The 20620-nt window shown below is 66.9% G+C and carries 20 protein-coding genes; 12 read left to right on the top strand and 8 right to left on the bottom strand.

What is annotated here, in order from left to right:
- Positions 1-9: 9 nt before the first annotated feature.
- Positions 10-513: an Lrp/AsnC ligand binding domain-containing protein gene (locus AC1DKV_RS14180; protein ID WP_441612502.1), complete on the top strand. Its 504-nt coding sequence runs from the start codon at positions 10-12 to the stop codon at positions 511-513.
- 14 nt (positions 514-527) lie between these two features.
- Here the strand turns inward: AC1DKV_RS14180 and AC1DKV_RS14175 are convergent, their stop codons facing one another.
- The 5 genes from AC1DKV_RS14175 to AC1DKV_RS14155 form a co-directional block, all read right to left on the bottom strand.
- Positions 528-1610, bottom strand: coding sequence for a PA0069 family radical SAM protein (locus AC1DKV_RS14175; protein WP_441612501.1), 1083 nt, complete (start codon positions 1608-1610; stop codon positions 528-530).
- Between the two features lie 224 nt (positions 1611-1834).
- A complete protein-coding gene (locus tag AC1DKV_RS14170; RefSeq protein WP_441612500.1) occupies positions 1835-2746 on the bottom strand; it encodes a LysR family transcriptional regulator in 912 nt (303 codons plus the stop codon).
- Positions 2747-2773: 27 nt separating this feature from the next.
- Entirely contained in the window at positions 2774-3265 is a 492-nt protein-coding gene (locus AC1DKV_RS14165; RefSeq protein WP_441612499.1) for a TM2 domain-containing protein, read from the bottom strand.
- A 256-nt stretch (positions 3266-3521) separates the two neighbouring features.
- Entirely contained in the window at positions 3522-3929 is a 408-nt protein-coding gene (locus AC1DKV_RS14160) for a hypothetical protein (RefSeq protein ID WP_441612498.1), read from the bottom strand.
- A gap of 179 nt (positions 3930-4108) precedes the next feature.
- Positions 4109-5245 carry a PQQ-dependent sugar dehydrogenase gene (locus AC1DKV_RS14155; RefSeq protein ID WP_441612497.1) on the bottom strand — a complete coding sequence of 379 codons (1137 nt, stop codon included), beginning with the start codon at positions 5243-5245 and terminating at the stop codon, positions 4109-4111.
- Between the two features lie 144 nt (positions 5246-5389).
- Here AC1DKV_RS14155 and rpsP point away from each other — a divergent pair, with 144 nt between their 5' ends.
- The 5 genes from rpsP (at position 5390) to AC1DKV_RS14130 (ending at position 8536) form a co-directional block, all read left to right on the top strand.
- Entirely contained in the window at positions 5390-5644 is a 255-nt protein-coding gene (gene rpsP / locus AC1DKV_RS14150; RefSeq protein ID WP_441612496.1) for a 30S ribosomal protein S16, read from the top strand.
- Between the two features lie 160 nt (positions 5645-5804).
- On the top strand, positions 5805-6392 hold the full coding sequence (gene rimM / locus AC1DKV_RS14145) for a ribosome maturation factor RimM (RefSeq protein ID WP_441612727.1): 588 nt from the start codon (positions 5805-5807) through the stop codon (positions 6390-6392).
- Between the two features lie 55 nt (positions 6393-6447).
- Positions 6448-7242, top strand: coding sequence for a tRNA (guanosine(37)-N1)-methyltransferase TrmD (gene trmD / locus AC1DKV_RS14140; protein WP_441612495.1), 795 nt, complete (start codon positions 6448-6450; stop codon positions 7240-7242).
- Positions 7243-7317: 75 nt separating this feature from the next.
- Positions 7318-7713 (top strand): 50S ribosomal protein L19, encoded by a 396-nt coding sequence (rplS, locus tag AC1DKV_RS14135; protein ID WP_441612494.1) that lies wholly within the window; start codon positions 7318-7320, stop codon positions 7711-7713.
- A gap of 142 nt (positions 7714-7855) precedes the next feature.
- Positions 7856-8536, top strand: a complete 681-nt coding sequence (locus AC1DKV_RS14130; protein ID WP_441612493.1) for a CoA pyrophosphatase — start codon at positions 7856-7858, stop codon at positions 8534-8536.
- 34 nt (positions 8537-8570) lie between these two features.
- Here AC1DKV_RS14130 and AC1DKV_RS14125 read toward each other — a convergent pair whose 3' ends face one another.
- Entirely contained in the window at positions 8571-9416 is an 846-nt protein-coding gene (locus tag AC1DKV_RS14125) for a sulfurtransferase (protein WP_441612491.1), read from the bottom strand.
- 182 nt (positions 9417-9598) lie between these two features.
- Here AC1DKV_RS14125 and dnaE point away from each other — a divergent pair, with 182 nt between their 5' ends.
- Positions 9599-13111, top strand: a complete 3513-nt coding sequence (gene dnaE, locus AC1DKV_RS14120; protein ID WP_441612490.1) for a DNA polymerase III subunit alpha — start codon at positions 9599-9601, stop codon at positions 13109-13111.
- A gap of 59 nt (positions 13112-13170) precedes the next feature.
- Positions 13171-14427, top strand: a complete 1257-nt coding sequence (locus tag AC1DKV_RS14115) for a glycosyltransferase (protein ID WP_441612489.1) — start codon at positions 13171-13173, stop codon at positions 14425-14427.
- Here the strand turns inward: AC1DKV_RS14115 and AC1DKV_RS14110 are convergent.
- The gene (locus AC1DKV_RS14110; RefSeq protein WP_441612488.1) at positions 14375-15142 is read right to left on the bottom strand and encodes a glycosyltransferase family 2 protein; all 768 of its coding nucleotides are present in this window, start codon (positions 15140-15142) and stop codon (positions 14375-14377) included. The two genes, AC1DKV_RS14115 and AC1DKV_RS14110, sit on opposite strands and share 53 nt — an antisense overlap.
- 32 nt (positions 15143-15174) lie before the next feature.
- Between AC1DKV_RS14110 and AC1DKV_RS14105 the strand changes: the two genes are divergently transcribed.
- The 4 genes from AC1DKV_RS14105 to AC1DKV_RS14090 all read left to right on the top strand — a co-directional run bounded on the left by AC1DKV_RS14105 (position 15175) and on the right by AC1DKV_RS14090 (position 20223).
- Positions 15175-16407 carry an O-antigen ligase family protein gene (locus AC1DKV_RS14105; RefSeq protein WP_441612486.1) on the top strand — a complete coding sequence of 411 codons (1233 nt, stop codon included), beginning with the start codon at positions 15175-15177 and terminating at the stop codon, positions 16405-16407.
- Positions 16404-18173, top strand: a complete 1770-nt coding sequence (gene msbA / locus AC1DKV_RS14100) for a lipid A export permease/ATP-binding protein MsbA (RefSeq protein WP_441612484.1) — start codon at positions 16404-16406, stop codon at positions 18171-18173. Before AC1DKV_RS14105 ends, msbA begins: the two co-directional genes overlap by 4 nt.
- Positions 18174-18303: 130 nt before the next feature.
- Positions 18304-18897: a peroxidase-related enzyme gene (locus tag AC1DKV_RS14095; RefSeq protein ID WP_441612483.1), complete on the top strand. Its 594-nt coding sequence runs from the start codon at positions 18304-18306 to the stop codon at positions 18895-18897.
- 108 nt (positions 18898-19005) lie between these two features.
- Positions 19006-20223, top strand: a complete 1218-nt coding sequence (locus AC1DKV_RS14090; RefSeq protein WP_441612482.1) for a cation:proton antiporter — start codon at positions 19006-19008, stop codon at positions 20221-20223.
- A 3-nt stretch (positions 20224-20226) separates the two neighbouring features.
- On the opposite strand, the gene AC1DKV_RS14085 is transcribed toward AC1DKV_RS14090, so the two are convergent.
- Positions 20227-20620 (bottom strand): hypothetical protein (locus AC1DKV_RS14085; RefSeq protein WP_477137622.1); only part of this gene is annotated, 394 nt, incomplete at its 5' end.

Here is a 20620-nt window from a genome sequence, read left to right as displayed (position 1 = left end):
GATTTACTCATGAGAACAAGTCGTCAGCCCCTGCGCAGCCTGGACCGGCTCGACCGCAAGATCCTGGCGCTGCTCCAGGCCGATGGCCGCATGTCGATGAAGGAGCTTGCGGAAGCCGTGGGGCTGACCATCACGCCCTGCATCGAGCGGGTCAAGCGCATGGAGCGCGACGGGGTCATCATGGGCTACTACGCGCGGCTCAATCCCGCGCTGCTGGGCAGCGGCCTGCTGGTCTTCGTGGAGATCTCGCTCGGCAACAAGTCGGGCAATATGTTCGAGCAGTTCCGCCGCGAGGTATCACGCATTCCCGAGGTGCTCGAATGCCACCTGGTGTCGGGCGACTTCGATTACCTGATCAAGGCGCGCATCCGCGAGATCGGCGAGTACCGCCGCCTGCTCGGCGATATCCTGCTGCAGTTGCCGGGCGCCGCGCAGTCCAAGAGCTATGTGGTGATGGAAGAGATCAAGGAAACGCTGGCGATCGCGGTCGACGAAAAGGCGCCGCTTGCCTGAAGCCGCGGCGCGGTTCAGAACAGTTTCATTTGCGCTGCGGCGCCGTCCCGGGAAAACAGTTCGGTGGTCAGCGCATGGCGCTCGGTATTCAGGCCGAAGCGCCGGCATGCCAGCTTGAAACGCTTGCTCAGGAGTTCGGCAAAGATACCGGTGCCCGTCATGCGCACGCCGAACCGCGAGTCGTAGGCCTGGCCGCCGCGCATTTGCGCCACCAGGCTTTCGACGTGCTTCGCGCGCAGCGGATGATAGGTGGCCAGCCATTCGGAGAACAATGCCGCCACCTCGCGCGGCAGGCGCAGCAGGGTGTACGCCGCGCTGCGCGCCCCGGCCTTGGCGCAGGCTTCGAGGATGGCCTCCATCCCGGAGTCGGTCAGGCCGGGAATCACGGGCGCCACAATCACGCCGACCGGAATGCCGGCTTCGCGCAGAGCCGCGATCGCGGCCAGGCGGCGCGCCGGTGCGCTGGCACGGGGTTCGAGCGTGCGTGCGATCTCATTGTCGAGCGAGGTGACCGACACATGGACGCGCACCAGGTTCCTGGCCGCCATGCGCTGCAGGATATCGATGTCGCGGGTGACCACGCCCGACTTGGTGATGATGGCCACGGGATGATTGAAGCGCTCCAGCACCTCCAGGATCCCCCGTGTGATTCGCAGGCCCCGCTCGATGGGCTGGTATGGGTCCGTATTGACTCCCAGCGCGATTACCGACGGCGTGTAGCGGCGGCTGCCGAGTTCGGCCTCGAGCAGGGCCGCGGCGTTTTCCTTCGCGTACAGGCGGGTCTCGAAGTCGAGGCCAGGCGAAAGTCCCAGATAGGCATGGCTGGGCCGCGCGTAGCAGTAGATGCATCCATGCTCGCAGCCACGATAGGGGTTGATGGACGCGTGGAAGGGCAGGTCCGGCGACTGGTTGTGCGAGACGATGCGTCTGGCCTTCTCCGTGAAGACAATGGTCTGGATCGGTGGTGTCGTTGGCTCATCGGCGGCTTGCCATTCATCGTCGACGCGCTCGCGGGTCCATGCATCGAACCGGCTGACATCATTCGAGCGCGCAGCCCTGCCTTTTAGCGGGCTGATGGGGTGGGGTCGGTTCGGCACGGGGGCTGTCCTGCATCCAAGGTAATCTGGGTTGATACTGTATATTTATACAGTGGTCGCGCCAAAATACCAAGGCCCGGTCGCACCTGCGCATAGCGGTCCGACAGCCGGACGGAATCGAGGCGTGAACGCAGGCGTGCCGGCAGGAGGCAATGTCTGGGATGGCAGGGCTGAGGCATCGCGGCAGGCGGCGGGGCAGCCTGGCCAGTTCGCGCCGGGGGGCGCTATTGCGCGGGCTCGCTGTCCCAGTAGGGCGGAGAGCCGAAACATGCGGCGAAGAAATCGATGAACGCGCGGGTCTTGGCCGGCACCTGCCGGCGGCTGGGGTAGACCGCCCAGATCGAAACTGCCGGCAGCACGGGATAATCGGTCAGCACGCTGACCAGCGCGCCGCTGCGCAGGTGGGGGCCGACATCCCAGGTCGACTTGAGCGCCAGCCCCATGCCGGCCAGGATGGCATCGCGGATGACCTCGCCGTTGTCCGTGCGCAGGTTTCCGCTCACTGCCACCACGGTCTTGCCGAGCGCCGTGTCGAACTGCCATGAGGCCTGGTCGCTGAGCACCAGGCAATTGTGCTGGCGCAGGTCTTCCGGATGTCGCGGCGTGCCATGCGTGGCAAGGTAGGCAGGCGAGGCGCAGATGGCGCGGTGGCTCGGCGCCAGCGGCCGCGCCACCAGCGACGAATCGGGCAGGGCCCCCATGCGCAGCGCCACGTCGACGCCGGCCTCGACCAGGTCGATCACCTGGTCGGTCAGGCGCAGATCCAGCGACAGTCCCGGATAAGCCGAGAGGAAGGCAGGAATGGCCGGGGAGACATGCTGTCGGCCGAACGAAGCGGGCACCGCGACGCGCAATTGCCCGTGCGGGGCTTCGGCGCCTCGGCCCACCGCTTGCGCCGCGAGGTCGGCGGTGTCGAGCAGTTGCCCGGCATGCTCGAGGAAACGCTGGCCGTCGCCGGTCAGCGAGATGCGCCGCGTGGTCCGGTGCAGAAGCCGCGTCCCCAGTTGCTGCTCGAGTTGCGCGAGCCTGCTGCTGGCCGACGAGGTGGATAGCCCGAGATCGCGCGCCGCGGCCGACAGGTTGCCCAGCGTGGCGGCGCGCACGAAGACGGCGATGTCGAGCAGGTCGAAGTGCATTGGCGCCGGAATGGCTGCGCCGTGCGCTTATTGCGAGAGGGCGCGGGCCGCCTCGACCTGGGATTCGAAGAAGGTCTGGAAGCTGATGGCGAGGCCGGCCATCAGCAGCCCGGTGCCGATCAGCAGTGACAGGATGACCAGGATCACGACTGGCCAGCCGGAGCGCGTCGGCTTGCCGTGCGGGTTGAAGCGGGCGTCCCATTTGTCGTCCGGACGCAGCCCGTACACGATGGCCGTGAGGAAGGCTGCGATCACCGACGTGCCGCCGGCCACCGCGAAGGTCCAGTTCAGCGCCGGCGAGCCGGCCCCGGTCTGCATCGACGCCACGCCGATCGCGCCGGCCAGCGTCGCCAGCAGATGGGCCCAGCCGAACTTGTCGCGCAACCCGCCCAGGTAGAAGCGGTGAAGCCCCAGGCTGCCGAACAGGAAGGCCAGTGCCACCGTGATCAGCTTCGATTTTCCGGGGGATGTCGTGACGGTCGCGGCGGCAGATGATGGGGCTTGGGTGGCGGCAGGCATGGGCAGCTACGAAGTGGAGGGCCGGCAAGGCGTGCCGGCACAGGGTCGGGGTGAGGGCCAGGCAGGCTGGCGCCGGCGCTCATTGTACGCCGCTACGCGGCGCGGACAATGCGGCACAGGCGCGCTGCCGCCGTCGCTTGCGAACTGTTTGGATACTGCCCGGGAACCGTGCGAGAGGCGCGACCAAAGCCAAGCCGGGACAGCGCCGCGAGGGGGATGCGAGGGGGATGCGAGAAGTGGATATCGTGCTGGCAGCCTAGCGGCTGCCGTCCCGGCCACGGGCCTGCCAACCCGGGCCCATGCCGGAGCCGCGCTGATCGCCACGCCCGCCATCGGCCTGCGCATTGCGATCGGGGTGGCGGCCGCGTTCGTCTTCGCGTTCCTGGGGGGGCGGCGGGCGGCCGTTCAGGCGGTCGTCCGCGCGGGCGCGCGCTTCCATGCGTTCGATCTGGGCGCGTACATGGTCCTGCCGTTCGGCACGCACGCTTGCCATTTCCCAGCCACCCTGGCTCGGTTGCCCGCGCGCATTGGTCATGTTCCGGCCTTCGGGCCGGTTATGTTGCCAGAACGCGACCTGAGCGTGGCCGGCAGGGCTGAGGCCGATCAGGAAGACGGCCAACAGGATGCCAGCCACCGGGTCGCGCAGGAGATTGCGGGGGAGCATGCGGAATCCCAGTTTCCTGTCGCGCGGTGATGTTATTGGTAGATGGAATCATGGTACGCACGCGCATCCGGCACGCCTATGCAAAAGCCGTTACCGGTGTAACGGATTGTTTCGTCCCCACTGCCGGGGAATTTGCCGCCTGTCGACAGCTGCCGGCGAGGCGCGGGCCGCCTCCGTTTTCATGGCGCGTAGCGGATGCGGTAGATCGCGCCCGCCATGTCGTCGCTGACGAGCAGCGAGCCGTCCGGTGCCACCTGGACATCGACCGGACGGCCCCATGGCTTGTCATTCTGCAGCCAGCCCTGCGCGAAGATTTCCTGGCGCACCACCTGGCCAGCGTCATCCAGCACGATCCTGGCGATGCGGTAGCCGATCCGCTCGCTGCGGTTCCAGCTGCCATGTTCGGCGATAAAGATATTGTTGTGATATTCGGCAGGAAATTGCGCGCCCGTATAGAAACGCATGCCGAGCGCGGCCACATGAGCGCCCAGCCTGGCCACCGGCGGTTCGAATTCCGCGCAGGCGCGCTGCTTGCCGAATTCCGGGTCGGCAATGGTGCCGGCATGGCAGAACGGGTAGCCGAAATGCTGGCCGGCGCGGGTGAGGCGGTTGAGTTCGTCGTCGGGCTGGTCGTCGCCCAGGAAGTCGCGGCCGTTGTCGGTAAACCATAGCTGGCGCGTGGCGGGGTGCCAGTCGAAGCCGACCGAGTTGCGCACGCCCCGCGCCACCACCTGCAGGTCGCTGCCGTCGGGCTTCATCTTCATGATGTTGGCGTAGCGGTTCTCGTCGGGCGCGCAGATATTGCAGGGCGCGCCGACCGGCACGTAGAGATAGCCGTCGGGCCCGAAGGCGATGAATTTCCAGCCGTGGTGGGTTTCGCCGGGAAAGCGGTCGCTCACCACCACCGGCCTGGGCGGGTTGTCCAGCCGGGCTTCCACGTCATCGAGCCGCACGATGCGCGAGGTCGAGGAGGCATACAGCGCGCCGTTCCGGAAGGCGACGCCAACTGGCATGGTCAGGCCCGTGGCCACCGTTCGCACTTGGGGGCTGCCGGCCAGCGGGTTGCTGATGGCGTAGACTTTGCCTTCCCCGCGCGTGCCCACGAACAGCGTGCCGGCCGGCGACATGGTCATGCCGCGCGCCTCCGGCACCGACTGGCTGAGCACTTCGATGCGAAATCCGGGCGGCAGCTTGATCTGGTCGAGCGGCAAGGCCTGCGCTGCGGTGCTGCTGGCGTTAGCGCCAAGGCACGCGCCAGCGGCGAGCACGCCCGCCAGCAGGGCGCGGCAGGCGGGAATGTGGAGGTAGGAACGCATGCGACGCTCTCCTGTCGGGGTTTTCGCCACGATGCCTGTGGCGGTGTGTCGCGTCAATCGCTCTAAGTGTTTGTTTGGCCTCGGGATTTGGTCTATACTCTTGCGTTTCGTGTTCGAACATCAAGTTTTCTGAGGAATCAACCCATGGTCGTAATCCGTCTGGCTCGCGGTGGCAGCAAGAAGCGCCCGTTCTTCAACATCGTCGCTGCTGACTCGCGCAACCGCCGTGATGGCCGTTTCATCGAGCGCATCGGCTTCTACAACCCGCTGGCTTCGGCAAGCGAAGAAGGCCTGCGCCTGGTGCAGGACCGCCTGACCTACTGGACTGGCGTTGGCGCGCAGATGTCGCCGACGGTTGCCCGTCTGGTCAAGCAAAACGCCGCCAAGGCCGCAGCCTGATTGTTGTGACGCGCGTTTCGCGACGCGTGGCAAACGACAAGTGACCGAACGCAAGCAAGGCGCCCCGGCGCGGCGGCCGCTCAATGTGCCGCTCGAACCCTCGGCGCGGCCGCAGGCGGCCCAGCAAAAGCCGAATCTCAAGCCGCAGGGCGCGACCGGGTTGCCGGCCGCGCTGGCCTATACCGACGCGTTGCCGGACGACCTGGTCGAAGTCGGCTATATCGGCGCAGCATACGGGATTCGGGGCTGGGTCAAGATCCAGCCGCATGCCGACGATGCGAGCGCGCTGCTGCACGCGCGCCGCTGGTGGCTGCTCAGGCCGCCGCCGTCCGGCGTGCTGGGTGCGGCTGCCGCCGTGCAGTCCGATGCCTTGTGCGTGAAGATCGCGCAATCCCGCGAGCATAGCGGTACCGTGGTGGCGCAGGCGGTCGGCGTGTCCGATCGCAGTCACTCGGAAGCGCTCAAGGGGCGTCGCGTATGGATCCGCCGCGAGGATTTTCCCGCGCCGGACGAGAACGAGTTTTACTGGGTCGATCTGATCGGCTGCGCCGTGTTCAACGAACAGGGCGAGCTGCTGGGCGAAGTGTCCGGGCTGATCGACAACGGGGCTCACCAGATCCTGCAGGTGGCGCATGCCTTGCCCGACGGCAAGACGGGCGAGCGCCTGGTCCCGTTTGTCGATGCATTCCTGCGCTCGGTCGATATCAAGGCCCGGCGCGTGGTGGTCGACTGGGGGCTGGACTACTGAGCGCCTGGCAACAGGCGCCGAGCCCGACCTGGTGGGCAGGCAAAGGGAGAGGCGGATGCAGTTCGATGTGATCACGCTGTTTCCCGAGATGTTTCGCGCGCTGACCGACTGGGGCATTACCAGCCGGGCGGCGAAGCAGCAGCGTTATGCGCTGCGCACCTGGAATCCGCGCGATTTCACCACCGACAATTACCGTACCATCGACGATCGCCCGTATGGCGGCGGCCCTGGCATGGTCATGCTGGCCAGGCCGCTCGAGGACGCTATCGATGCGGCATGCGCGGCCCAGCAGGCCGCGCGGCCGGAGGCGCAGGCGGTACGGCCGCATGTGGTGCTGATGTCGCCGCAGGGCGCGCCGCTGACGCATGCGAAGGTGATGTCGCTGGCGCAGCGCCCGGGTCTCGTGCTGCTGTGCGGGCGTTACGAGGCCATCGACCAGCGCCTGATCGAGCGGCGCGTGGACGAGGAAATCAGCCTCGGCGATTTCGTGCTGTCGGGCGGCGAACTGCCGGCGATGGCCGTGATCGACGCGGTGGTCAGGCATTTGCCCGGTGTGCTGGGCGATGCGCAGTCGGCGGTCCAGGACAGCTTTGTCAATGGGCTGCTGGATTGCCCGCATTACACGCGGCCTGAAGAGTACGAAGGCGTGCGGGTGCCCGAGATACTGCTCGGGGGTCATCACGCCGAGATCGAGAAGTGGCGGCGCCAGCAGGCGCTGGCGAATACTGCGAAGAAGCGCCCCGACCTGATCGAGGCGGCGCGCAGCGAAGGTTTGCTCAGCCGTGCCGACGAGAAATTCCTGTCGGCGTGGCTGGCGAATGAAGGGCGGGAGTTCGCTCCCGTCAAGTGAAACCCCATCCTCTGCCGGGGCCCGGGCAATGCCCGGGGCATTCAACGCTGGCATGATGGACAAGGAGAAGAAACGATGAACCTCATCGAGCTGATCGAGAAAGACGAAATCGCGCGTCTGACCGCGAACAAGACCATCCCCGCATTTGCGCCCGGCGACACCGTGATCGTCAGCGTGAACGTGGTGGAAGGTAACCGCAAGCGCGTGCAGGCCTACGAAGGCGTCGTGATTGCCAAGCGCAACCGCGGCCTGAACTCGTCCTTCATCGTGCGCAAGATTTCCTCGGGCGAAGGCGTGGAACGTACGTTCCAGCTGTACTCCCCGCTGATCGCCGGTATCGAAGTGAAGCGCCGCGGTGACGTCCGTCGCGCCAAGCTGTACTACCTGCGCCAGCGTTCGGGCAAGTCGGCGCGTATCAAGGAAAAGCTGGCATACAAGGCAGCCCCCGCCAAGGCAGCGGCCGCCCAGTAAGCTGGTTGCCGTGGCCGGTTCCGCCGGCCATGGCTGCGCAAAAAGGGCACCTTCGGGTGCCCTTTTTGCATTGCCGCGCAGACTGTCGTGTTGCGATGCGCAAAGACGGCTTTGGCCCGCATCTGTCATACTGCGATCCGATATGCGTCCCGCCTTCGATCCCGAATCCCTCCCCGTCGTTTCCACCGATACCCGCCACCCGGCGCTGCCAGATGTGCGCCTGCGGCCTGATTTCATCCGCCACAGGCTCAAGTCGCCGCCGGCCTGGGCTCCCGAGCTGACTGACGAATCGCGCGCCTACGACCGCAGCAAGGCGCTGCGCGACGCGGCCGTGCTGGTGCCGCTGGTGGAGCGCGAAGACGGGCTGACGGTGCTGCTGACGCAGCGCAACGCCAACCTGAGCGCGCATGCCGGGCAGATCAGCTTTCCCGGCGGGCGCCACGAGGCGTCGGATATCGACCGCGTGGCCACCGCGCTGCGCGAGACGGAAGAAGAGGTGGGGCTGGGGCGCGGCTATGTCGAGGTGCTGGGCGCCTTGCCGGACTACATCACGGGCACCGGCTTCCACGTCAGCCCGGTGGTGGGCCTGGTCCGCGGCGGCTTCACGCTGCGCCCGGATGCGCGCGAGGTGGCGGATGTGTTCGAAGTGCCGCTAGGCTTCCTGATGGATCCTTCGCATCACCAGCAGCGCCTGTTCCGCTGGGTGGACGGCGAGCGGCTTTTCTACGCCATGCCGTTTCCGCGCGAAAACGGCGGTCACCACTTCATCTGGGGCGCGACCGCCGGGATGCTGCGCAACCTCTATCACCTGCTGGCGGCCTGAAGCTGGCTACAGGCCGTGCTGAAGCCGTTTGCGTTCAGGCGGCTGCCTGCCTTTCGGCGATGCAATGCGGGCAGCTCTTGCCCACCACGTAGTGCGGGCCCTGCTGCTCCTCGGCGGTGACCACGGCGCGGCAGGCAAAGCACTGCCTGGGACCGGCCGGTTCCAGGTTCGGATTCAGCGCGGTACGGTAGTCGAAGACGAAGCAGTCGCCTTCGTAGTGGCTGCCGCCCACCTCCTCGAAATACTTCAGGATGCCGCCCTCGAGCTGGTAGACGTGTTCGATGCCGGCTTCCTGCATATGGATGGCGGCCTTCTCGCAGCGGATGCCCCCGGTGCAGAACGACACCACGGTCTTGCCCTCGAGCTCCGCCTTGTGCGCGGCGATGGCGGGCGGGAAGTCGCTGAACTTCGCGATGTCGTAATCCACCGCCTGCGCGAAGGTGCCGACCGCCACTTCGAAATCATTGCGGGTATCGAGCATCACTACCGGGCGGCCAGCATCGTCGTGGCCCTGGTCGAGCCAGCGCTTGAGGTCCACCGGCCGTACCGCCGGCGCGCGCCCGGCCTCGGGGCGGATCAGCGGCATCTTCATGGTGATGATTTCCTTCTTCTCGCGCACCAGCATGCGCTTGAAGGGCTGGGTCTCCGACAGGCTTTCCTTGGGCGCGATGTCGGCGAAGCGCGGGTCGGCGTGCAGCCAGTCCATGAAACCGCCGATGGCGTCGCGGCTGCCCGCCAGGAACATGTTGATGCCCTCCGGCGCGAGCAGGATGGTGCCCTTGAGGTCCAGGGCCTCGCAGCGCGCGCGCATGTCCGGGCGCAAGACCGGGATATCGTCCAGCGTGACGAATTTGTAAGCGGAGATGTTTACGATCTGCATAAATGGCGCGCGCCCGGCCCGCGCCTTGTGACCGCGCGGTAACTGCCTGATTGGAAAGGCGAAATTATAGCGCCTCAAAGGCCGCGCGCCGGCTTTTTCCCAGCGCGGGGGTCAAGCTTGCGCGCGCGGCGCCCGCGCAAAGAACGCAGGCGCAGGCATGCCGAGCCGGTACAATCACGCCCATGTCTGCACCTCGCTTCGTTCATCTCCGCCTCCACTCCGAATACTCCGTCGTCGACGGGATCGTGCGCCTCGACGACGCCGTCAAGGCCGCGGCGGCCGACGGCATGGGCGCGCTCGCCCTGACCGACCTGGCCAACGCCTTCGGCCTGATCCGCTTCTACAAGGAAGCGCGCGGCGGCGGCGTCAAGCCGGTGGTCGGCGCCGACGTCTGGCTCACCAACGCTGAAGACCGCGACAAGCCCGCGCGGCTGCTCCTGCTGGTGCAGGACCGGCGCGGCTACCTCAACCTGTGCATGCTGCTGTCGCGCGCCTGGCTGTCCAACCAGCACCGCGGCCGCGCCGAGATCGAGCCAGGCTGGTTCGATGAAGCCGGCGAAGAGGGCCTGCCGCTGGCCACCGGCCTGATCGCACTGTCCGGTGCCATGGGCGGCGACGTCGGCATGGCGCTGGCCAACGGCAACGACGCCGCGGCCGAGCGCGCCGCCGCGCACTGGGCCAAGGTGTTCCCGCAGCGCTTCTATATCGAGCTGCAGCGGGCCGGCCAGCCCGGCACCGACTCCTATGTGCAGCAGGCGGTGCAGCTTGCCGCCAGGATGCGCCTGCCCGTGGTGGCCACGCATCCGGTGCAGTTCATGACGCCCGACGATTTCACCGCGCACGAAGCCCGCACCTGCATCGCCGAAGGCGAGCTGCTGGCCAACCCGCGGCGCACGCGGCGCTTCACCACCGACCAGTACTTCAAGACGCAGGACGAGATGTGCGCGCTGTTCGCCGACATCCCCTCCGCGCTGGAAAATGCGGTGCAGATCGCGCGCCGCTGCAACCTCACGCTCGAACTCGGCAAGCCGCGCCTGCCGCTGTTCCCCACGCCGGACGGCATGTCGCTCGACGACTACCTGGTCCAGCTGGCCAAGGAAGGCCTGGAAAAGCGCATGGAGGTGCTGTTTCCCGACGAAGCCGAGCGCGAGGCCAGGCGGCCCGAATACTACGCGCGGCTGGAGTTCGAGACCGGCACCATCATCAAGATGGGCTTTCCCGGCTACTTCCTGATCGTGGCGGACTTTATCAACTGGGCCAAGAACAACGGCGTGCCGGTGGGCCCGGGGCGGGGCTCCGGCGCCGGCTCGCTGGTGGCCTATGCGCTCGGCATCACCGACCTGGACCCGCTCAAGTACGCGCTGCTGTTCGAGCGTTTCCTGAACCCGGAACGGGTCTCGATGCCCGACTTCGACATCGACTTCTGCCAGCACGGGCGCGATCGCGTGATCACCTACGTGAAGGAGAAGTACGGCAAGGACGCGGTCTCGCAGATCGCCACCTTCGGCACCATGGCGGCCAAGGCCGCCGTGCGCGACGTGGGCCGCGTGCTGGACCTCGGCTACGGCTTCGTCGACGGCATCGCCAAGCTGATCCCGTTCAAGCCCGGCAAGCTGGTCACCATCGAGGAAGCCAAGAAAGAAGAGCCGCTGCTGACCGAGCGCGAGAACAACGAAGAAGAAGTGCGCCAGCTGCTGGAGCTGGCCCAGCGCGTCGAAGGCATGACGCGCAACGTCGGCATGCACGCCGGCGGCGTGCTGATCGCCCCCGGCAAGCTCACCGACTTCTGCCCGCTGTACACGCAGGGCGGCCAGAACGACGGCATGAGCGGCGTGGTCAGCCAGTACGACAAGGACGACGTCGAGGCCGCCGGCCTGGTCAAGTTCGACTTCTTGGGCCTGACCACGCTGACCATCCTGGACTGGGCCGAGCGCTATATCCGCCGGCTCGATCCGTCCAAGGCGGACTGGAACTGCAGCCACATCCCGCTCAGCGATGGTCCGGCCTTCGATATCCTCAAGACGGCCAACACGGTGGCGGTGTTCCAGCTGGAAAGCCGCGGCATGCAGGGCATGCTCAAGGACGCCAAGCCCGACCGCTTCGAAGACATCATCGCGCTGGTGGCGCTGTACCGCCCGGGCCCGATGGACCTGATCCCCAGCTTCTGCGCGCGCAAGCACGGGCGCGAGAAGGTGGAATATCCGGACCCGCGCGTCGAGCCGGTGCTCAAGGAGACCTACGGCATCATGGTCTACCAGGAGCAGGTGATGCAGATGGCGCAGATCATCGGCGGCTATTCGCTCGGCGGCGCCGACTTGCTGCGCCGCGCCATGGGCAAGAAGAAGGCCGAGGAAATGGCCCAGCACCGCGAGCTGTTCCGCGCGGGCGCGGCCAAGAACGGCCTTACCGCCGAAAAGGCCGACGATACCTTCGACCTGATGGAAAAGTTCGCGGGCTACGGCTTCAACAAGTCGCACGCGGCCGCCTATGCGCTGCTGGCCTACTACACGGCCTGGCTTAAGGCGCACCATCCGGCCGAATTCATGGCGGCCAATATGTCGCTCGCCATGGACGACACCGACAAGGTCAAGATCCTCTACGAGGACTGCAAGCTCAACAAGCTGAAGGTGCTGCCGCCTGATGTCAACGCCAGCGAGTACCGCTTCGCCCCGACGGACGCCAAGACCATCCGCTACGGCCTCGGCGGCATCAAGGGCTCGGGCCAGGGCGCCATCGAGGACATCCTGCGCGCGCGCGAGGAAAGGCCTTTCGCCGACCTGTTCGATTTCTGCGAGCGCGTCGACCGCCGCCAGGTCAACCGCCGCACCATCGAGGCGCTGATCCGCGCCGGCGCCTTCGACAGCCTCAACGACAACCGCGGCCAGTTGCTGGCTTCGGTGTCGCGGGCGATGGAAGCCGCCGAGCAGAAGGCCGAGTCCGCCAACCAGGTGTCGCTGTTCGACCTCATGGCCGACGCCGGCGAGTCGCACCGCCCCGAACTGGTCGACGAGCCGCGCTGGCCGGCCAAGCGCACGCTGCAGGAAGAAAAGCAGGCGCTCGGCTACTACTTCTCCGGCCACCTGTTCGATGCCTACCGCGACGAGGTCGGCCGCTTCCTCAAGGGCACGCTCGCGGGCCTGGAGAAGGAGGTGCAGGGCAACGGCGGCGGCTACGGGCGCGATGTGCGCGGCAAGGTGATCGCCGGTGTCATCACGGGCATGCGCACCCAGATGACGCAGCGCGGCAAGATGCTGATCGTGTTGCTCGACGACGGTACCGGCCAGGTGGAAATGACCGTGTTCAACGAACTGTTCGATGCCAATCGTCACATGTTCCGCGATGATGAACTGGTGATCGTGCAGGGCAACGCGCGCCACGACACCTTTACCGGCGGTGTGCGTTTCACCGCCGAATCGGTGATGGACCTGGTGGCCGCGCGCGCCAAATATGCCGAGGCTGTGGGGCTGGCCATCAACGGCAATGCCTCCACCGAGCTGCTGCGCGAGCTGCTGACACCCTATCTCGCTACGGTGGCGAACACGCCGGGCCTGCCCGTGCGCGTGAGTTATGCCACCAGCGGCGCGCGTTGCGAGGCGGAGCTGGGGCGGCAGTGGCTGGTCACGCCGTCCGACGATGCGCTTGCCAGTTTCCGCACGGCGCTTTCCGGCGAGAACGTGCGCATGCTGTACGGTTGACCGGCCGCTTCCTGCCCGGTCAGCCAGCCCGTCATTACATGGATCAACCACGCCCCCGCATGGCCAAGCAACGCATCCTTTTTCACCTGACCCACTTCCTGCGCGGCGGCATCGAGACCTCGCTGGTTTCGCTGCTGGCTTCGCTGGACCGGGAGCGCTTCGAGCTGGGATTGACGCTGACCTATCCGACCGAGGCGCTGGAAACGCACTTTCGCGCCATGCTGCCGCCGGACGTCAAGATCCATATCCTGGCGCCGGAGCGCTGGCTGTCGCATTTCCGGCAGATGAAGAAGGCGGGCAAGCTCGGCCCGCTCGGCAAGATCTACGAGGAAGTGCTGCTGCCGCCGCTGCGCAAGCCGCTGGTCAACCGCCGTTTCCGCAGCATCGCGCGCGACTATGACCTGGTGATCGACTACGATATGTCGCTGTCGCGGCTGACCGGCCGCCTGCCTGTGCCCATGATCGGCTACCAGCATTTCAGCGTGGCGCACCTGGAGCGCGAGAACCGCCGCAAGCTGCGCAAGCTGCGGCGCCAGTGCCGCGAGCACTATGACCGCATCGTGGTGCTCAACGACAGCATGCTGGCCGACGCGCGCGCGCTGATCCCCGAGGCCGCGGGCAAGTTCGTCCGGCTCTACAACGCCACCGACCTGGACCGGATCCGTGCGCTCGGCAGCGCGGCGTTCAGTCCGCCCGCGCGTCCCTACATCGTCTCCGTGGGGCGCCTGGAAGAAAGCCAGAAGGATTTCACCACGCTGTTGCGGGCCTACGCCGCGCTGGTCCGTGGCACCGGCCTGTGCGAGCGCCTGGTGCTGGTGGGCGAAGGGGCATCGCGCGCACGGCTGGAAACGCTCGCGCGCGAACTGGGCATCAGCGAACGGGTCACTTTTGCCGGTTTCCAGGCCAATCCCTATGTGTGGATCCGCCATGCGCGGCTGATGGCCTTCAGCTCGAAGATGGAAGGCTTGCCCAATGTACTGCTGGAAGCCATGGCGCTGGGCCAGCTGGTGGCGAGCACCGATTGCCCGGTGGGGCCGCGCGAGATCCTGGCAGATGGCAAGGCCGGCCTGCTGACGCCGGTCGGCGACGTGCACGCGCTGGCCGAGGCGATCCGCCGCGGGCTGGAGGATGCGCCCTTGCGGGCCAGGCTGCTGGCGTTCGCCGCAAGCCATATCGAGCAGATGGGGTTCGGCCCCACCTCGGCGGCCTTCAGCGCGTGCGTGGACGATCTGCTGGGCGCGCCGCACCCGGTGGTGGCCGGGCCTAGTGCTGCGGCTCCTGCTGCTGCGTCTTCTGCCGCAGGTACCACAGCTTGATGTACTTGTAGTAGCTGGCCTGACCGTTCATCAGCGCCACGCCCAGGCCCTGCGCGCCGTCGAGAAATCCGCGGCGCATCAGGTAGGTCCGCAAGAAGGCCCAGACGCCGTGCAGCACTGCGCTGGCCGGCGAGGCGGACTTGCCGCGGGCGAAGCCCTGCTGCGCGCCAAGCGTGGAGTACTGGTCGACCTTGCGCAGCACCTGCGAGAAATCGTCGTAGGTATAGTGCAGCAGCGGCGAGGCCAGTTTTCCTACCGGGCCATCGGCGACCACGCGCTCATGCACCAGGTCGTCGGTAAAGCGGGCACGGCCGCGCCGGAACAACCGTGTGACGTAGTCGGGGTACCAGCCGCCGTGACGGATGAAGCGGCCGCAAAAGCGCGACAGGCGCGGCATTTCGTAGGCATTGGCCTGGCCGGACGCCACCGCCGCCAGGATTTCGTCGCGCAGCTCGGGGGTGACCCGTTCGTCGGCATCGAGGGAGAGGACCCACTCGGTGTCGGCCTTGGAGACAGCCAGGTTTTTTTGCGCGCCGAAGCCCGGCCAGTGCGCGCTTTCGAAGACCTCGGCGCCCAGGCTGCGGGCCAGCTCCACGGTGCCGTCCTGGCTACCCGAATCCACTATAATCGCGCGGTCGCACCAGGACACGCTTTCCAGGCAGGCCCGGATATTGTGTGCCTCGTTTTTTGTAATCAGTACGACTGAGATTTTCATAGGGCTTGTCTATGGTGTTTCGTGCGGGAAAAGTGACCTCCATCGCCAATGCGCTGGTCCTGGCATTCCCGATCCTGCTGCTTTGCGTGCCCAAGGGTGCCGGCATCTTCCTCGCGGGCATCGTGGTGCTCGGGCTGCTGGGCTACCGTGGCATGGGGAGCACATGGGCGCAGTATCGCGCCACGCTCTATCCGCTCGGGCTCGCTATTCTAGCCGCCGTGCTTGTGTTCCTGGCATCGAAGCTCTACTTCGGCGTGCCGTGGAACGTGATCGACAACCCATCCAGGATCCTGCTGCTGCTGCTGACCTGCCTGGTCGTGCTGAGAACCGCGCCCGACCCGCAGCGCATCTGGGGCGGGATCACCGTGGCGCTGGCGGCAAGCCTTGTGCTTGTACTGTTCCAGCGCTGGGTGCTCAACGATCCGCGGCCGTCGGCCTGGACCCAGGCCATTGCCTTCGGCAACATGGTTGCCGCGCTGGGACTGATCGGCTTCGTGCGTCCGGGTGACAACCGCAGGGCGCACCTGATCGCCTGGCTCAACCTGGCACTGGCGGCTGCCGTACTGATCGTCAACGGCACGCGCGGCGCCTGGCTGGCGCTGGCCGTCACGATGGTGCCATTGCTGTTCGTGCGCTACCCGAGCATGAAGCCGGCGAGATTCTTCGGCGCGGTGGCGCTGATCGTCGCGCTGGCCGCGGGGCTATATCTCGTTCCCAATAGCCCGGTCGCGCAGCGGGTGGATCTCGTGCGTGGGCAATTGGAGCAGTTCCAGAACGGGAATACCGAGACTTCGGTTGGCGCCCGGCTCAAGACATGGGAACTCGCGGTGGATTCGATCCGGCTGCATCCGTGGCTCGGCGTGGGCATCGGGCAGTTTGCGCGGATCCCCAAGGGCTCGGCCTTCTGCAAGGCCCACAATGCGTCCGACGTCTGCATTCTCGAGCACGCCCACAACGACGTGCTCGAGGCGGCTGCCACCACCGGCATGCCTGGCCTGCTGGCCCTCCTGGGGCTGTTCCTGGTGCCCGGTTTCCTGTTCTGGCGGTTGCTGCGCATCTGCTGCCGCAATGCCAACACCCTTGGCGTGAGCCTGAGCGCTTCCGGCATCGGCGTGGTCCTGGCCAGCCTGATCAGTGGCCTGACGCAGGTGACCATGGCGCACCAGGCAAATATCGTCTTCTATGCGGGCGTCATCGGACTCCTGCTGGGCCTGGCCGCGGTACAAACAAAATATCCCCGCACCGACGGGGCGGAGAAGCTGTGAACGTTCGAGAAAATAATGCCCCGCAAGGCCGCGAGGCCGATACCCTGAAGCGCGTCTGGGCCTATCTGCGCCCGGAGATGCGCATCTTCGTCGTCGCCATCATCGCGATGGCGGTGGTGGCGGGCGCGGAAGGCCTGATCCCGAAGGTCGTCAACGACCTGCTCGACAAGGGGTTCGGCGGCGCCTACGTGGGCAAGCTCTGGCACGTGCCGGCGCTGCTGACCGGGGTGGCGCTGATCCGCGGCGTGGCGCAGTTCGCTTCGGGCTACCTGCTGAGCCTGATCTCCAACCGCGTGTTGCTGAAGATGCGCATGCAGATGTTCGAGCGCATGCTGCATGCGCCGGCGCTGTTCTTCCACCGCAATACCGCGGCCTCGCTGATCAACGCGGTGATCTTCGAGGTCAACCAGGTCATGCAGATCCTGACGGGCGTGCTGATCACGCTGGTGCGCGATTCGCTGACGGTGCTGGCGCTGCTGGTCTACCTGTTCTACACCAACTGGCGGCTGACGCTGGTGGTGGCGGTGATCCTGCCGGTGATCGGCTTCGTCATGTCCAAGGTCAACCGGCGCCTGCGCCGGCTCAACCGTGACCACCAGGCCCTGACCAACAGTGCGGCCTATGTGGTCGAGGAAGCCGTGGGCGGCTACAAGGTGGTCAAGCTGCATGGCGGCGAGCAGTACGAGACCTCGCGCTTCGCCGCCATGGCCGAGCGCCTGCGCGGCTATTCGATGCGCATGGCGGTGGCGGGCGGGCTGAACCAGCCGGTCACGGCCTTCCTGGCGTCGCTGGCGCTGTCGGTGATCCTGACCATCGCGATGATCCAGTCGCAGTCGAACCAGACCACGGTAGGCAGCTTCACCGGCTTCGTGATGGCCATGCTGCTGCTGATCTCGCCGCTCAAGCACCTGACCGACCTCAACCAGCCGCTGCAGCGGGGCCTGACCGCGGCCGAGATGATCTTCGGCCTGATCGACGAGCCGGTCGAGCGCCAGGAAGGCGGCCTGCCGCTGGCGCGCGCGCGCGGCGACCTGGTGTTCGAGAAGGTGAGCTTCCGCTACGGCGACGCGGGCAGGCCGGCGCTGGACAAGGTCGGCTTCCACGTCAGTGCCGGCGAAGTGGTGGCGCTGGTGGGGCCGTCCGGCAGCGGCAAGACCACCCTGGTCAACCTGGTGCCGCGCTTCTTCGATCCGACCGAAGGCCGCATCCTGCTCGACGGGCAGTCGATCGACGTGTTCGCGCTGAAGGACCTGCGCAACCAGATCGCCTTCGTCAGCCAGGACGTGGTGCTGTTCAACGGCACCGTGGCCGCCAATGTCGCCTATGGCGTGCATACGGAGGCGGACATCGATATTGCCCGTGTCGAGCGCGCGCTGGCGGCCGCCTACCTGACCGATATGGTCAAGGGCCTGCCGCAGGGTCTCGAAACCAATATCGGCGACAACGGCATGAAGCTGTCCGGCGGCCAGCGCCAGCGTCTGGCGATCGCGCGCGCGATCTACAAGGACGCGCCGATCCTGATCCTCGACGAGGCGACCTCCGCGCTGGACTCGGAATCGGAGCGCCAGGTCCAGGCCGCGCTGGAGGCCTTGATGGTCGGCCGCACGACGCTGGTGATCGCGCACCGCCTTTCCACCATCGAGAACGCCGACCGCATCGTGGTGCTCGATCACGGGCGCGTGGCGGAGCACGGCAGCCACGAGGAACTGCTGTCGGCCGAGGGGCTGTACGCCGGGCTGCACCGCATCCAGTTCGCCACGCACTAGGCGCGGCGCGCCATTGCGCCGGCCGGGCCGGGAGGCATCCGCCTCCCGCGCCACATCGTTTCGCCGCGGTGCGCGGGTGCGGGCGCCAACTTCGCTAGAATGGCATGCAAACCACAGCGCAGAGGAAGACATGAGCAAGCCCGACGCACCGCCGATCAGCCGCTATCCCGTTCCCGCCCTGGCGGACCTGCCGGAAGATATCCGCGCGCGCATCCTGGAAGTCCAGGACAAGGCTGGCTTCGTGCCCAATGTCTTCCTCACGCTGGCGCACCGGCCCGACGAGTTCCGCGCATTCTTTGCCTACCACGACGCACTGATGCTCAAGGAGGGCGGGCTGAGCAAGGGCGAGCGCGAGATGATCGTGGTGGCGACCTCGGGCGCCAACCAGTGCCTTTACTGCGTGGTGGCACATGGCGCCATCCTGCGCATCTACGAGAAGAAGCCGGCGCTGGCCGACCAGGTCGCGGTCAACTACCGCAAGGCCGACATCACGCCGCGCCAGCGCGCCATGCTGGATTTCGCGCTCAAGGTCTGCCAGGACTCCCGCGATGTCTCCGATGCCGATTTCGCTGCGCTGCGCGATCACGGCTTCAGCGACGAGGACGCCTGGGACATCGCCGCCATCACGGCGTTCTTCGGCCTGTCCAACCGCATGGCCAACACCATCGGCATGCGGCCCAATGACGAGTTCTATCTGATGGGGCGGGTGCCGAAGGCAAAATAGGGACCGTTCACACAGGAGGCCGCGCATGCGCCGCCTCCTGCCCTCGCTGCGTTTTCCACCCGTTCAATCCTCTCTTCCCGCCCGCCCGGCCGGCACGGCGTCTCCATCTTGAATCCCGTCTCGCTTTTCTTTGCCCAGGCCTGCCTGGTGGTAGGCACGCCCTTCGTCCTGTGGCGCGGATTGCGCATTGGCAGCATCGTGCCGCTGGTGGCCATGCAGATCGTGGGTGGCATCCTGCTCGGGCCCTCGCTATTGGGCGCGCTGTGGCCGCAGGGCTGGCAGATGCTGTTCGGCCCGGCGCAGCTGTCCGCGCTGTCGGGCCTGCAGTGGCTGGCGGTGGTGCTGTTCGCTTTTCTTTCCGGCCTGCATATCGGCGGTGCCGGGCAGCAGGGGATGCGGCGCATCGCCACGGCGGCGGCGCTGGGCAGCGTGCTGGTGCCGTTCGTGCTCGGCACGGCGGCCGGCGCGTGGCTGGTGCATGCCGCGCCGGCGGTGGCCGGGCATGCGGCCTCGCCCTGGCAGTTCGCCGTGGCGGTAGGCGTTTCGATGGCGGTGACCGCGCTGCCGGTGCTGGGCGCCATCCTGCGCGAGATGAAGCTCTCCGATTCCGTTCCCGGCCAGCTGGCGCTGGGCTGTTCGGCCTTCAGCGATGCTGCCATCTGGCTGGTGCTGTCGGCCATCCTCGCCAGCGCGGGCCGCTCCTCCGCCGGCGATTTCCTGCGCCTGGCGCTGTTCGGCGCGCTGTATGTCGGCGCCATGCTCTGGCTGGTGCGGCCGGCCCTGGCGCGCCTGCTCGCGCGCATGAACGCCAACGATGCGCGCCTGGCCCTGGTCGCGGTGCTGATCTTCGCCTCCGCGCTGGTATCCGAAGCGATCGGCCTGCACTACATCCTCGGCGGCTTCCTGGCCGGCGTGGTGCTGCCGCGCGATGCGGCCGCCGATCTGCGGCGCCAGCTTGAACCCACCACCGTGGTGGTATTGCTGCCGTTCTTTTTCCTGATGACGGGGCTGCGCACCGATATCGCCATCGGCGGCCGCGAGACCCTGCTGGTGTTCGGGCTCAGCACGCTGGTCGCCGTGCTCGGCAAGGTGGCTGGCACCGCGCTGCCGGCGCGCATGGCTGGCCTTGCGCCGCGCGAGGCATGGATGCTGGGCGCGCTGGTACAGACCAAGGGCCTGATGGAAGTGGTGGTGCTGGGCATCCTGTTCGAGGCCGGCCTGATCGGCACCACGGCGTTCTCCGGCCTGCTGCTGATGGCGCTTGCCACCACCGTGCTGGCCAAGCCGCTGACGCGCGCCGCCTCCCGTCTGCGCGGCGCTGCCTGAGCGCTACCTGATCTCGGCGCAGGCGCCGCTGCGCGGATCGAACAAGACCGGCCACGCCTGCTCGTAGATGCCCGGTGTGCAGTGCTTTTCGCAATGGGCGTGAGCCAGCGTCACGCGCCGCGGATCCTGCCAGACCATCAGCGTGCAGCCACTATCGTCGATCGCGCGCAGTTCGATATGGGGGGTCTTGCGGGTCTGGCGGAACTCGGTCAGGTCGAAATGGCAGGAGCCGCGCCTGCCCACCCACAGGGTCCAGCTGAGGCTGCGCACATCGTTGCTCGCCACGCGCATGTGGGCGTCCTCGCGGAAGCCGTCGTCTTCCGTGCGCAGGCAATTGCCGGCAATGTCGATGTCGTGGGGAGGGATTGGCGTGGCGCGCTCGCGCACGGCGCTGGGT

The organism is Cupriavidus sp. 05T41 (assembly GCF_056396525.1).
Note: the sequence above shows the minus strand (reverse complement) of the source record. Positions and strands in the feature narration are given on the sequence as shown.

Excerpts from the sequence above, each read along its gene's own strand:
- AC1DKV_RS14180 (WP_441612502.1), top strand. The coding sequence starts at position 10 with ATGAGAACAAGTCGTCAGCCCCTGCGCAGCCTGGACCGGCTCGACCGC.
- AC1DKV_RS14170 (WP_441612500.1), bottom strand. The coding sequence starts at position 2,746 with ATGCACTTCGACCTGCTCGACATCGCCGTCTTCGTGCGCGCCGCCACG.
- AC1DKV_RS14165 (WP_441612499.1), bottom strand. The coding sequence starts at position 3,265 with ATGCCTGCCGCCACCCAAGCCCCATCATCTGCCGCCGCGACCGTCACG.
- AC1DKV_RS14160 (WP_441612498.1), bottom strand. The coding sequence starts at position 3,929 with ATGCTCCCCCGCAATCTCCTGCGCGACCCGGTGGCTGGCATCCTGTTG.
- AC1DKV_RS14155 (WP_441612497.1), bottom strand. The coding sequence starts at position 5,245 with ATGCGTTCCTACCTCCACATTCCCGCCTGCCGCGCCCTGCTGGCGGGC.
- rpsP (WP_441612496.1), top strand. The coding sequence starts at position 5,390 with ATGGTCGTAATCCGTCTGGCTCGCGGTGGCAGCAAGAAGCGCCCGTTC.
- trmD (WP_441612495.1), top strand. The coding sequence starts at position 6,448 with ATGCAGTTCGATGTGATCACGCTGTTTCCCGAGATGTTTCGCGCGCTG.
- rplS (WP_441612494.1), top strand. The coding sequence starts at position 7,318 with ATGAACCTCATCGAGCTGATCGAGAAAGACGAAATCGCGCGTCTGACC.
- AC1DKV_RS14130 (WP_441612493.1), top strand. The coding sequence starts at position 7,856 with ATGCGTCCCGCCTTCGATCCCGAATCCCTCCCCGTCGTTTCCACCGAT.
- AC1DKV_RS14125 (WP_441612491.1), bottom strand. The coding sequence starts at position 9,416 with ATGCAGATCGTAAACATCTCCGCTTACAAATTCGTCACGCTGGACGAT.
- dnaE (WP_441612490.1), top strand. The coding sequence starts at position 9,599 with ATGTCTGCACCTCGCTTCGTTCATCTCCGCCTCCACTCCGAATACTCC.
- AC1DKV_RS14115 (WP_441612489.1), top strand. The coding sequence starts at position 13,171 with ATGGCCAAGCAACGCATCCTTTTTCACCTGACCCACTTCCTGCGCGGC.
- AC1DKV_RS14110 (WP_441612488.1), bottom strand. The coding sequence starts at position 15,142 with ATGAAAATCTCAGTCGTACTGATTACAAAAAACGAGGCACACAATATC.
- AC1DKV_RS14095 (WP_441612483.1), top strand. The coding sequence starts at position 18,304 with ATGAGCAAGCCCGACGCACCGCCGATCAGCCGCTATCCCGTTCCCGCC.